Origin of the sequence: Streptomyces sp. NPDC006655, assembly GCF_040703965.1 — a bacterium.
Taxonomy (GTDB): Bacteria; Actinomycetota; Actinomycetes; order Streptomycetales; family Streptomycetaceae; genus Streptomyces.
In genome coordinates this window covers 53,752-66,228 of the sequence record NZ_JBEYJU010000024.1, presented here as the reverse complement: position 1 = coordinate 66,228, position 12,477 = coordinate 53,752, and the positions used below count along the sequence as shown (strand labels likewise).

General features: G+C 69.4%; 9 protein-coding genes and 3 pseudogenes. 5 read left to right on the top strand and 7 right to left on the bottom strand.

Annotated elements, in window-relative coordinates:
* Positions 1–378: 378 nt before the first annotated feature.
* A pseudogene (locus AB0958_RS16500) lies at positions 379–621 on the top strand (nuclear transport factor 2 family protein); the annotation flags it as partial.
* Positions 622–879: 258 nt separating this feature from the next.
* Here the strand turns inward: AB0958_RS16500 and AB0958_RS16495 are convergent.
* On the bottom strand, positions 880–2,364 hold the full coding sequence (locus tag AB0958_RS16495) for a serine protease (protein WP_366891130.1): 1,485 nt from the start codon (positions 2,362–2,364) through the stop codon (positions 880–882).
* A 7-nt stretch (positions 2,365–2,371) separates the two neighbouring features.
* Entirely contained in the window at positions 2,372–2,707 is a 336-nt protein-coding gene (locus tag AB0958_RS16490; RefSeq protein WP_366891129.1) for a trypco2 family protein, read from the bottom strand.
* Positions 2,708–2,906: 199 nt separating this feature from the next.
* Between AB0958_RS16490 and AB0958_RS16485 the strand changes: the two genes are divergently transcribed.
* Together AB0958_RS16485 and AB0958_RS16480 are read left to right on the top strand one after the other, a co-directional pair.
* Positions 2,907–4,277: a protein kinase gene (locus AB0958_RS16485; RefSeq protein WP_366891128.1), complete on the top strand. Its 1,371-nt coding sequence runs from the start codon at positions 2,907–2,909 to the stop codon at positions 4,275–4,277.
* 300 nt (positions 4,278–4,577) lie between these two features.
* A pseudogene (locus AB0958_RS16480) lies at positions 4,578–5,411 on the top strand (fumarylacetoacetate hydrolase family protein); the annotation flags it as partial.
* Positions 5,412–5,453: 42 nt separating this feature from the next.
* On the opposite strand, the gene AB0958_RS16475 reads toward AB0958_RS16480, so the two are convergent.
* The gene (locus AB0958_RS16475; RefSeq protein WP_366891127.1) at positions 5,454–5,657 is read right to left on the bottom strand and encodes a hypothetical protein; all 204 of its coding nucleotides are present in this window, start codon (positions 5,655–5,657) and stop codon (positions 5,454–5,456) included.
* 418 nt (positions 5,658–6,075) lie between these two features.
* Between AB0958_RS16475 and AB0958_RS16470 the strand changes: the two genes are divergently transcribed.
* Both AB0958_RS16470 and AB0958_RS16465 read left to right on the top strand, forming a co-directional pair.
* Positions 6,076–6,867 (top strand): maleylpyruvate isomerase family mycothiol-dependent enzyme, encoded by a 792-nt coding sequence (locus AB0958_RS16470; RefSeq protein WP_366891126.1) that lies wholly within the window; start codon positions 6,076–6,078, stop codon positions 6,865–6,867.
* Positions 6,868–6,904: 37 nt separating this feature from the next.
* Positions 6,905–7,426: pseudogene (locus AB0958_RS16465) on the top strand (transposase); the annotation flags it as partial.
* A gap of 231 nt (positions 7,427–7,657) precedes the next feature.
* Here the strand turns inward: AB0958_RS16465 and AB0958_RS16460 are convergent.
* The 4 genes from AB0958_RS16460 to AB0958_RS16445 all read right to left on the bottom strand — a co-directional run bounded on the left by AB0958_RS16460 (position 7,658) and on the right by AB0958_RS16445 (position 12,472).
* The gene (locus AB0958_RS16460) at positions 7,658–8,623 is read right to left on the bottom strand and encodes a pirin family protein (RefSeq protein WP_366891125.1); all 966 of its coding nucleotides are present in this window, start codon (positions 8,621–8,623) and stop codon (positions 7,658–7,660) included.
* A 302-nt stretch (positions 8,624–8,925) separates the two neighbouring features.
* Positions 8,926–10,659, bottom strand: coding sequence for an RICIN domain-containing protein (locus tag AB0958_RS16455; RefSeq protein ID WP_366891124.1), 1,734 nt, complete (start codon positions 10,657–10,659; stop codon positions 8,926–8,928).
* Between the two features lie 47 nt (positions 10,660–10,706).
* The gene (locus AB0958_RS16450) at positions 10,707–11,468 is read right to left on the bottom strand and encodes a carbohydrate ABC transporter permease (protein WP_366891161.1); all 762 of its coding nucleotides are present in this window, start codon (positions 11,466–11,468) and stop codon (positions 10,707–10,709) included.
* 44 nt (positions 11,469–11,512) lie between these two features.
* A complete protein-coding gene (locus tag AB0958_RS16445) occupies positions 11,513–12,472 on the bottom strand; it encodes a sugar ABC transporter permease (protein ID WP_366891123.1) in 960 nt (319 codons plus the stop codon).
* Positions 12,473–12,477 lie beyond the last annotated feature (5 nt).

Here is a 12,477-nt window from a genome sequence, read left to right as displayed (position 1 = left end):
CTGTGGGTCGGGGCAGCATCCGCTGCGCAGTCCGGCCGCTACTGGCGGGAGGGGGTTATTCCGACCGTGCACTATTCCCTCGATTGATCTCGGGTTTGGTGCGGCAGGGGGCTCGGTATCTACGACCCCGCCCACGTCCTCCTCCCGGTTGCTGACCGCACCGCCTTCGTCGGCCGCTGATGAGGACGGTCGCAAGACTCTGACCGCAGTTCCGTGAAAACCAGGATGACCTCACCCGTCGTGATGCCGAATACTCACACCACGCAGGCCTTCCACATGAACCCCGATCAGCTCGAAGCGCCCGTGCAGCTCTTGGACGATGCTGGCACCACGTGGCTGCTCCGGAAGAAGTAGCACAACCCGCACGTCGCCGACGGCAAGCAGGCGTTCATCGACTACTTCGTCCGCATGGCCGCGGAATACCCCGGCAAACGCGTGGAGTTCAAGCGCACCTTCGCGGAGGGCGACCATGTCGTCCTGCACTGCCACCAGTTCTGGCCCGATGAGGAGTACGCAGGCATCGACATCTTCCGCTTCGACCCGGACGGGAAGATCGTCGAACACTGGGACGTGCTCCAGGTCGTGCCACCCACTTCCGAGAACGACAACACCATGTTCTGACAGCGGTGGCGGGAACGAGGCCAGGGCGGCTGTGTGCGGGAACCGGGCCGGGGGGGGGCGACCTCGCCCGGCACTGCCTGCGTCAGGCCGTGAAGTTCCTGCTCGGCGCATTCTGCCCCGCAGTTTCAGCGGCACGGGCGGCAGTTCCGGGGCGGGGAGAGACGCTCCGTCGTAATCCTCCACCTCCCCGAACCTCGCCCCGCTCGGTGATCACCGAGGGAATGCCGGCCACGTCGCAGCCGTGCGGAGCGGCAGAGTTCAGCCGATCTCCTCTCGTGGGGCGGGAATCGGGGAGTTCTGGCCGCTGGGGAACGTGTAGTTGGGGAGGTTCTTGGCAACTCTCAGTTGGCGGAAGTGCTTCCCGTGGTTGTCGAGGATCGTCTTTCCCGGTCTGCCTGCTGCGATCCAGTCGATCTCGATGTCGAAGGTGCAGTCCTGTGTGCCCGTCGCCGTCAGTTCGAAGATCTCCGGGTCGCCTGGCGTGATGGAGAACGGGAAGCGTACGGGCGGTGCGTGGCCGTCGGCTCCGCCTCCCGCCTCCGCGACCACCTTCGGCTGCGCGGCGTCCAGGTCGACCGAGAAGTAGCGGACGATCACGGCGCCGCCACAGCCGCTGTACTGCACGGTTATTCCCGAGGTCGGCGCGGGGCTTCTCCTGCGCACCAGGATGTGGATGCCGGAGAGGATGACGGCCTCCTTCGAGGACGTCTGGTTGGTGATGTCCAGCACCAGCGGCCCCTCGACGGGAGCGGTCGCGGCGTAGTCGGATCCGGCGCGCATCACGTACCGCGCGATCGTGCCGGGGTAGTAGTAGGGAGGGCAGTAGTCCGCCTTCTGAACCAGGATGTCGTCAGCAGCGGTATGGGCACCGCCGGCACCGGCGCGGGACGCGGATGAGGAGCCGGCGGCCGTGGTGGAGGGCGATCCGTGTTCCGACACGACCCCGATGACGGCGATCACGGCTGCCGCCGTGGCGGTGCCGACGGCGGCCCAGACGGTTCGACGCCGTGCCGCCGGTTCGGCGCGGGTGGTGGTCTCCAGCGGGCCACTTCGCAGCTGGGGGAGACGCCCTGGACCGAGCCCCGTGCCCAGCAGGGCCTCCAGTTGGCGCCGCTGGTCGTCGTCGAGGCTCTCGTGCCACCGGTCCACCCGGCTTGCGGTGAGCCTGCCCAGGCCCTCGGCACGGTGATGCGACGCGACGACGCCGATGATCCGCGCGCCGCTCCAGACGGCGGCTCCGGACATGCCCTCCCACGGTGAGCGCGTCGGGTCCGGGTCGGCCTGGGGAGCGGCGAACCGCAACTCCAGCGTTCCCTCCCGGCGATTGGACATCGGCGCGCAGGTGCCCGTCGCGTGACACGCGTCGCGGTATCGGGATCCGTCGGCGTCCTGGCGGAGTTTGAACAGCGGAAATCCCACAGCGCTACAGCGTATGGTCGCGTCCCGCTCACCCACGGCCGCGAACGCGGCCCTGGGCACGGCGGGGCCGGTCGGCCCCACCAGGAGGGCGACGTCGATGCGCTCGTTGAGCCAGATGACGGTGGACGCCACGGACCGCTCTGTCGGACGGTCCGCGTCCAGACGCACGCGTATCGCCCGCGCGTCGCGAACGACGTGCGCTGCCGTGAGGACCAGACCGGAGGAGACGAGGTAGCCGGAGCCGCGGCGCCCCGGCTGTCGGCCGTCCTCCTCGACCAGGACTTCGGCGACCAGGGTCGCCCGCACCCCGCCGTTGTCCGTCATCCCGCTGTCAACGTTCCCCCGGCTGGTCGCTGCCGTGGATGTAGGCGACCTCGCCGGTGTCCGACACGCGTGGCTGGAGAGTGAGTCTCACCCTGTGGGTCGAGCTGTGCGTGAGGCGGCCGTCGCCGCCGGCCTCCACCACCCAGAAGCGCACGGTTCCGCGGCCGCCGGCCTCCTTCGCCGCGAGCACGGTGGTCTCCAGCTCCACAGGACCGAGTTCGAACCGCAGGGACTGGTCCGCTGCCGTGACCATGGCGTTCTGCAGTTCACGTCGCAACTCGCTGATGAGTTCGGAGAGTTCGATCACGCGCCCCTCGCTTCGCCGTCCGACGGTACGCTGCACGGTAGCGCTCCTGTGTCTCGAACGAATCGTTCTTTCCAGACGATGACGATGTGACGCCGTGGCACCGTCGCGCCCCATGTGCCAGTGGGTGGCCCAGCCGCAGCGGGCCGGCCGGCAGGCGCGGGCCGCGGGGTTTACGATCGGCTGTGCGATCGTCACACTGAGGCCCGCGAGCGCGAGTCACGGGCTTGGGGGCACGATGCGAGCGCCAGGTATCCGGTTCGGCAGACCGTGGCGGCTGCCCGGCTTCCGCGAGGTCCGAGAGCTGGGCGACGGGACCGCGGGCCGCGTCGTCCTCGCGGTCGACGACGCCACGGGCACGCCGGTGGTCATCAGATACCTGAGCGACCGACTGCTGGCGGACCTCGGGTTCAGGCAGCAGTTCCGCGGCGAGGTGTCCATGCTCACCGGCCTTCGCTCCCCTTACACCGCCCGCGTGTACTCGTACGTGGAGCACGGCGGCACCGCCGCACTGGTGACGGAACCGGTCCGGGGGCCGGCCCTGCACTCCGTGCTGCTCCACCACGGCGCCCTGCCGCCGGAGGCTGCCCTCACGCTCTTCAAAGGACTGCTGCTGGGCTTGGCCGCCGCTCATCGGCTGGGCATAGTGCACCGGGCCTGCGGCACCGAGACCGTCCTGATCTCCACCGAGGGCGACACCAAACTCGTTGACTTCGGCCTGACGGGTCGCGGGGCCACTCCGGCCGCCTCACCTGAGCGTGACATCAGCTCCGCGACAGCCGTCCTGTACGAGGCTCTGGACGGTCGCCCTCCTGGCGGCTCACCTGACCTCGGCGAGTTCCCCGAGTCCCTCCGTCTCCTCGCGCGCCGCGGTCTGTCCGCAGATCTGCCGGGCGGGGCGAGTGACGCCGGGGCGTTCGTGACGGAGGTCGAATCCGCGGGGGACCAGTTGTACGGGCCCGGCTGGGAACAGCGTGGCCGGCAGGCCCTCGCCGAGGCCGCGCGATCGGTGGGCGTCGAGTCCGACGACTCTTCGACCCCCACGCTCACCGACCCACCTGTGTCGTCGGCCTCGGAATCCGCCGCGCCGAGGCCGCGGCGCTTCCGGATGCTCGCTGCGTGGCTCGCATCGGTGGCTGTCGCCGGTGGCGCGGCAGCCTTGTGGACCCTTCACGACGGCGCCTGGGACGAGTCGCACTCGTCCTCGCCCGCGCGTACGGGGGCTCCGTTTGACTACTCCGTGGTGCGCAAGCTTCTCGCCCAGGACCACCAGACCATCGTCACCGGCCCCGAGAAGACAGGCTCGCCCGGTCCCCTGCGCGGCTTCTACACCGTGTGCTCCGGCTCCATGGACGGGCACTGCGGCGCCGTCTCGCTCTTCGCAGGCACCACCCTGGTCTGGCAGGCGGACGCCACCTACGGGTGCACCATCTCCCAGGGCGGCACATCCGTGGCCTTCACCTGCCCGCAGTACAGGCCGCACGATGCCCTGGCCGGCCCCACCGGCGGCAACAAGACCTTCCGCTTCCGCTGGAACGGCAGGAGAGCCGTACCCGATCAGCCGCCTCCCAAGAGCGCCAACGGCTCCTATCCGGATGCCAACGGTTGACCCCAAAGCCGTCGCCACGGCGCGCACCCACCCCAACACCAACTCACGGCGGCGATCAGCGCGGCACGGGTGCGCGCCTTGCGTCGGTCCACGCGGTTGGGCATGTGGCTGGGTGGGTTGGCCCTGCCCTGTCGATCAATACTCATCTCTCCACCCATGTCCAGGGCGTCAATTTTGATGGTTCCATCACGACTGACAGTTGTTGACGGGGTCGTCATCTGGACTGATTCTCTCATCACTGCTGACTGGAGCTGCTCGCGGGAGTTCCGGTCGGTGCCTGTCCAGGACTCAGGAGAGCCGATGAGTATCCAGGTCGTCCGCACCACAGACGGCTGGTGGGTGGAGAGCGGCACAGGACGGCTGCACCGCGTCGACACCGGCGCGGACACCACCGCCGGCCTGCTCGCCGACCGTTCCGCGGTGCAGAAGGCGGCTGCCCGCGCCACGGGTGACCCCGACGCCGGGGTTTCGGTTGGAGAGGCCGAGCTGCTGTCGCCTGTCACCACGCCCTGCCGGGTGGTAGCGCAGATGGTCAACTACCGTTCCCACGCGGTGGACTCCGGATTCGACCCGGACGCCGTTCCGCCGGCGTTCTTCCGCAAGGCGTCCGGGTCCGTCAGCGGGCCCTACCAGGACATCGAACGTCCACAACACGTGCGTTTCCTGGACTATGAGGTGGAGCTCGGGCTGGTGATGGGCGCCGATCTGCCGGTCGGTACCGAGGTCACCGACTCCACCCTGTCGGCGTTCGTCGCCGCGCTCGTCGTCGCCGACGACGTCAGCGCACGCGATCTGCAACTGCCCAAGACCCAGTTCTACGAGGCCAAGTCGTACCCGACCTTCACCCCGCTGGGCCCCCGGCTGCTCCTGGTCGACGCCGACGACCTGGCCCGCCTGCCGGACCTTCGGCTCGCCCTCAAGGTCATTGGGGCCACCCGGCAGGACCGCACCACCACGGAGATGATCGTCCGGGCCGCCCGCGCCGTCAGTCTGCTGGCCCGCTTCCAGACCCTGCAGCCCGGTGACGTCCTGCTCACCGGAACGCCCGGCGGCACCGCCCTGAAGTCGCCGGGCAGGCTGCTGACGACGCTTGCCGCCCTGCTGCCCCCGCACAAGCGCTGGCAGAAGTTCTTCGCCCGCCAGCAGGCGAATCCCGACTGGCGGGAAGAGCTCAGGTCAGGTGTAGACGTTGCGTCCGTACTCCTCGCGGCTCACCTGGAAGTCGTCCGGCCGGTCGCAGCGGAGCTCCTCGTATCGGACCCCGAAGATGTCGATCGCTTCGTGGAGCGTGCAGCCGGACGTGTCCATGATCGCCTTCAGTGCCACAACGATCCGATGGTCCAGGATGTGGCGGTCCACGCTCTCGGGCAGGTCTTCCATGGGCTGACCGTACCGACAGGCGTTCGAGCACGCCGGTCGATATCGCCTGGCACTTGCCGATCGGACGGCGGGGGCCGGAGCCCGGACCGCCGGGCGAGAAGTCGGGCCGCTGAGCTATGCGGGTCGCCCGGTCCGCGTCAGAGGCCGGCGTGTCGCTCCAACAGGGACGGAACGCTGAAGGACTGCACCTCGAGCACGGACGACGGTGTTGTTCGACCGAACCATCCCGGGCACCTCCAGCCAGCGGCGGGATCCCGTGCGAGTGGGGTGCGCGTGCGGGTGCGACCATCGGAGGGCGTGAGGCCAGAAGTAGCCGGATCACCCCGCCACCGAGTGCCTGCAGCTCGACAAGTTCTGCCGCGTGACGGCGGCAGACCCGCCGTCACCTCAAGCCAGCCCCCAGAGAAAGGCCCCCAAGATGAACTCGTTGGACCGCCCCGCGCACGGACCCGCTCCGGTCGACCACCGCGCCGCGATCGCGGTGGAGACCGCCCGACTCGTCGCAGCCCTCAAGGATGCCGACCTGACGACCCCCGTGCCGAGCTGCCCCGGTTGGACACTGGCGGACCTGGTCAAGCACACCGGCAGCGTCCAGCGTTGGTTCTCGAGTCTTCTGCACGCGCGCATCCAGGAGCCCCCGCGCAAGCGGGAGGTGGACCTGCGACTCCCGGAGCGGCAGGAAGAGTACCCCGACTGGCTGACCGACAGTGCGACCGTGGCCGCGCAGGCCTTCGCGGCCACCGACCCGGACCTGCCCATGTGGGCATGGGGCGGCGATCAGCACGCCCGTTTCTGGGCACGCCGGATGCTCTTCGAGACCCTGCTGCACCGGGTCGACGCCGAACTGGCACTGGGCCGCCGACCCATCGTCGACCGCCCGTTGGCGGTCGACGGGGTCGACGAGTTCCTCGTCAATCTGCCCTTCGCCGCCTCCTTCGCGCCCAACGTCGCCAAGCTGCGCGGCCCCGACAAGGCCATCCGCTTCCACGCGACCGACGGTGAGGGAAACTGGCTCGTGCGCCTGCGGTCCGACGGCTTCGGGCTCGCCGCGAACCCCGGTGCTGCCGAAACCGCCGACGCAACGGTTCATGGAGACGTGGCCGATCTGTTGCTGCTCGTCTACGGCCGACTGCACCACGATGCGGCGGTCTTCACACGTGACGGAGACAAGGACCTGCTGACTCACTGGTTCACCAACTCCGCGTTCTAGCGCGTGTCTCTTTGATGGGTTGGTCAGGTGATCGGATGTGCCTGTCCGGTTAGTGATCACTGGTGCGATGTGGGGCCGGATCGCACCGCTGATGCTGGCCGATCCGGTCCGCGGACGGAGGTGGGCCGATCATCGCCGCACCCTCGAGGCCATCGTGTGGAAGTACCGCACCAACTCGCCCTGGCGGGACTTGCCCGACGAACTCGGCTCGTTCCAGGCCGCCCATGAACGGCTGATCAGGTGGGCCGTCGACGGCACCTGGGAGATGATCCTCGCCGCCGTTCTGGCAGCGGCGGTCGGTGATGACGACATCGACTGGACCGTGTCGGTGGACTCCACCGTCGTCCGCGCCCACCAGCACGCCGCCGGAGCGCGCAAAAAGGGGCGGCCGGCGAGCCCGCCGACCACGCGCTCGGACGCTCCGCTCGATGTCTCGGCCATCGGTATCCGGCCAGAACAGCTTCAGGTCGGTCACCACTGTCCCCCTGCGATCATTACTGCAGAAGCAATCGACAGCGGTGTACAGGTACTCCGGGTCCCGGGCGGAAACGTAGGGAGAGTACGGGGTAGCGCCCTGCACTCCCGGCTCAGCGGTGATCAGCCTCGGCCGTTCACGCATGGCGGTCGTCGCTGCGATGGTTCGTCGGCGGCGGTGGCGGGATCATCCCCGCGCTGTGGTGCCCGTGTGCGGGCATGCGGATCATCCCCGCGCCCGCGTGGATGGTCCCACCCCGGTCGACAGTCCGACTGCGACCCCGGCACTCTGTGTGTCAGGCTGTGAAATTCCTGTTCAGCGCACTCGGCCTCGCGGTTTCAGCGGCACCGGCGGCAGTTCCGGCGCCGGGAGAGGCGCTCCGTCGTACCCCTTCACTTCCCCAAACCGCGACCCGCTCATCCAGTCCGCGCGGGCCTGCTCGATGTCCTCCTGGGTACGCCCGACGAAGTTCCACCACATGACCAGCTCCTCCTCGAACGGTTCGCCGCCGAGCAGCATGATCGCCGCGTCCGACTCGGCGCGCAGCGGGAGTTCGGTGCGGCCGCAGCCCAGGTAGAGCATGGAACCGGGGAGCACCGGAACGCCGTCGACGTGTACCTCGCCGGACATCGCCAGTACGCCGTACTCGAAGTCCGGTTCCAGGGGCAGGCGCAGGTCCGCGCCCCCGGTGAGGGACAGGTCCGCGCCGACGATCGGGGTGAACGTCGTGCCCGGGGACGCCGCCCCGTCCAGCGCGCCGAGGATGACCGTGGCGATCAGGCCGGGCGCGGTCACCGTAGGCAGGTCGGGGTGGTGCTCGAACATCGGGTCCGTGTGCCGGTGGGCGTCCGGGAGCGCCACCCACAGCTGGGCGCCGTGCAGGTACCGGGCATGCGACCGGGGGCTCTCCTCGGAGTGGCTGATCGCCCGCCCCGAGGTCATCAGCCCCAGCTCGCGCGGGCGGATCGTCTGGAGGCTGCCGGTGGAGTCGCGGTGCAGCACCTCGCCCTGGTGCAGCCAGCTGACCGTCTGCAGCCCGATGTGCGGATGCGGCGGCACCTGCATCCCGGGCTCGTCGGCGATGTCGTCGGGCCCGTAGTGGTCGACGAACGCCCAGGCGCCGATCATGCGGCGGCCGAGGTTCGGCAGCAGCCGGCGCACCTCGGTGGACTCCCCGAGTCGCACGTGACGGGGGCTCAGCAGTTCGCGGACGGGTTCGGCGACGACGAATCCGCGGCCGCCGCACACGCTCGGTACGGGAGCGCGGTCAAGGTTGCTCATGCCGCCAAACTTAGCGGGCGCCGATCCGCGTTGCCGAGCCACCGGCGGGCCGTGCGGATTCCGTCCCTCACCTTGTCGAACGACCGGCGGGCCCTCACCTTGTCGAAGACCCGCGGGCAGGTGTCCCCCTTTGCGGCCGGTGCGCAGAGGTCGCGTTCGGTCAGTCCCGTCACGACTACCGTCCCTCCCCGGTCACCTGCGGTGATCCGGCGACGACCGGCCCCGGCCTCTCGCGAGGGCGGGGCCGGTCGGTCGTGGACGGTGGCCCCGTGCGGGTGTGCTCGGGTGCACCGCGGTGCGCGTCAGCGGGCCGTGAGCTTCCACAGGTGGTCCGCGGTGCCGTTGTCGTCCCACTGGAGGACCTGGGCACCGGTCGAGGTGCTCATGGTGGTCACACCGAGCAACAGCCCGCTGTTGTAGTTGGCGATCTTGAAGTAGCCGTCCCCGGACGGGATCAGCTGCCAGAGGTGGTCGGCGGTGCCGTTGTCACCCCAGATCAGGGCCGTGCCCCCGGCGGAGGTGCTCATGCTCGTGATGCCGAGGAGCAGCCCGCTCGCCTGCTGCTGGATCTTGTAGAGACCGTTGCCGGCGGCCACCAGGGTCCAGTTCTGGTCGGTGCCGCTGGTGCCGGTGGCCTGGACGACGGCGGTGCCCTGGGCGGTGCCCGCGCCGCTGGTGTCCAGGGCGAGACCGCTGTTCCTGTTGGTGATCTGGTAGCGCCCGGCCAGCGAGCCGGCGGTGCCGGCCGGGGTGATGGTCAGGTGGTAGCCGTCCGAGGCGTTCATGGTCACCGGGACGGTGATCGAGCCGCCGCTGACGGGGTAGTCCGTGTCGGAGATGGTGATCGGTCCGGAGACCGCGGTGGTACGGCCCTTGGACGGCGTGTACTCCAGCTTGACGTGTACCGTGCTGCCGAAGGCCGACAGGGACGACAGTCCGTTGACGGTCACGGCGCACGCACCGGTGCAGCCGCCGGTGACGACACTGATCTGGTTGCCCGCGGCGTTGCGGGCCGCGAAGCCGTCGATGCCCGTCTGCGCCGGAGGCGTGGTGACCAGCATGTTCCCGGACATGTCGCCGTACCACTTGTAGAGCCAGTACGCCCCGTTCGGTGAGCCGCCGGTGTCGGTGAGGGTGTCGCCGAGGGTGCCGTAGTGGTTCCAGAAGGCCAGCTCGGCGTCGTGGACTCCGGCCCGCTCGAACTTGGCCACGTAGCCCGCGAGCGGTCCGGGGACGCCGACCTCGCTCGTGGTGCCGTACTCCTCGATGGCGATCGGGCGGGGGCTGATGCCGAGGCTGGTCTCCAGGGCGCGGTAGGCGGCGACATGGGCGGCGACGTTCTGCGAGCCCTGCAACTCGTGCCAGGAGACGATGTCCGGGACCGTGCCGGCGGCCTTCGCGTCGGTGAGGAACGTGGTCATCGAGCTCTGGTTCCAGGCCGAGTAACTCGGGCCCTGGATCGGGGTGGTGGCGTTCTTGACCCGGACCTCCCGGTAGGTCCTCGTCCAGCCGGAGTCGAAGCTGCCGGCCGCCGAGGTGTCCCAGGTCCAGTCCGGCTCGTTCCACAGCTCGTAGGCGGCGATGTTCGTGGCCCCGGAGGACTTCACCGAGGCCACCTGCTTGTCCACGGCGGCCAACCAGTCACTCCAACTGACCCACTTGTACGGGAAGTTCGGATACCAGTCCGGCATGCGTACGACGACCTTCGCACCCGCCCTGGCCGCCTCGGGAGCGACGGACAGGGCGTCACCGCCGGGGGCCGGCTCGCCGTTGGGGAGCTGGCTGCCGCCGGGCGCCATCTGCACGAAGGTGTTGGGCCTGAGCGGCTCGACCAGGCTGTCGGCCGGGACGCTCGCGGTGTCCAGGCCGTACAGGCTGCCCGAAGCCACATGGGTGACGGGGCGCAGGGTCTGGTTCGCGTTCACCACCAGGGTGGTCGAGGACGTCGGCGCGGCCTGGGCGGGGGCCGTGGTGCCGAGGGCGGCCGCGGTGAGGGCCACGACGCCCAGTGCGGCTCTGCGGGAGGTGCGGCTCATGACATGGGTCTCCCTTGCGGAGTACGGGGGGTCGGAGGGGGCGGTGATCAGTCCTTCACCGCGCCCGCGGTGACGCCCGCGGCCACGTAGCGCTGGGCGAGGACCAGGAGCACGGCCGCGGGGACGGACGCGACCACGGCGGTGGCCATGATCGCGTTCCACTCCTGGTTGTTGTTGCCGATGTACTTGTAGATGCCGAGCGTGATCGGTTTCCAACCGCCGCCGCCGTCGAGGGTGTTGGCGAAGACGAAGTCGGACCAGGCCCACAGGAAGCCGAACAGCGAGACAGTGACGATCGCGTTGCGGCTCAGCGGGAGGACGACCGAGCGGAAGGTGCGCCAGGTGCCGGCGCCGTCGATCCGGGCGGCCGAGATCAGTTCGCCGGGGATGCCCGACATGAACGCGGTGAAAATCATGACGCCGAACGGCACGGCGATGGTGGAGTCCGCGACGATCAGCCCCCACCAGGAGTTGAGCAGACCGAGGTCCAGGAAGACGCCGTAGAAGCCCATCGCCATCACGATCCCCGGGATCATCTGCGCGATGAGCAGCGCCAGGCCGAGCGCGCCGCCGCCGCACGGGCGCAGCTTCGCCAGCGAGTAGCCGGCCGGGGCGGCGATGAGCAGGGTCAGGGCCACCGTGCCCAGGCCGATCAGCAAGCTGGTTCCCAGATAGGGCAGTTGGTCGTCCAGGACGGCCCGGTAGCCCTCGAAGGTGGGGTGCAGCGGGAACAGGTCCGGCGGGTCCTTGCGCATGTCCTGCTGCGGGGTCAGGGAGACGTTGACCATCCAGTACACCGGGAACAGCATCAACGCGGTGAGGAGGAGGCCGATCAGGGTGTGACCGCGTGACTTCACGCTTCCTGCCTCCTCTGGACGCGGATGTACAGGAGCCCGAAGACGAGCGCGATGAGGATCAGGATGTCGCCGACGGCGGCGCCGGGCCCGAACTTCGGCAGCAGCGTGCCGAAGCCCAGCTGGTACGACCAGGTCGCCAGGGTCGAGGAGGCGTCGCCCGGACCGCCCTTGGTCATGATCCAGATCAGGTCGAACACCTTGAGGGTGTAGACCAGCCCGAGCAGCAGGGTGATCGCCGACACCGGGCGCAGCAGCGGGAAGGTGATCCGCCGGAACTGCTGCCAGGCGCCCGCCCCGTCCAGGGCCGCCGCCTCGTACAGCTCACCGGGGATGTTCTGCAGTCCGCTGTAGAGGATGACCAGGTTGAAGGGGATGCCGATCCAGATGTTGGCGACGATCACCGCCGTCAGCGCCCAGTCCGGCGAGGTCAGCCAGCCGACCGGGTCGATCCCGGCGAAGTGCAGGAAGTAGTTCACCACTCCTGACTCGCTGTTGAACATCCACGACCAGGTCGACGCCGACACGATCAGCGGCAGCAGCCAGGGGATCAGGAACAGCGCCCGCAGTACGGTCGACAGCCTGAAGTGCCGGTTGAAGAAGACGGCGAGGGCGAGGCCGCCGGCGTACTGGAAGACGATCGACACGAAGGTGAAGACCAGTGTGTGCCGCATCGCCGGTCCGAACGCCGGATCATCCAGCACGGTACGGAAGTTGTCCCAGCCGGAGAAGGGCGCGTCGCCGGCCACGAAGGAGCGGACGGTGTAGTCGCGCAGGCTCAGGTCGAGGTTGCGGTAGAGCGGATAGACGTAGAAGGCGGCGAGGTAGGCGAGCAGGGGCGTCACGAAGGCGAGTGCGGTCAGCCGCCGCCTGCGCCGCACGGAGCGGGCGCCGGTGCCACCGGCCCCCGCCGCGGCGGCCGGTGCCCGCCGCGGACGGTCGACCCGGGCGATGGTCATGCCGG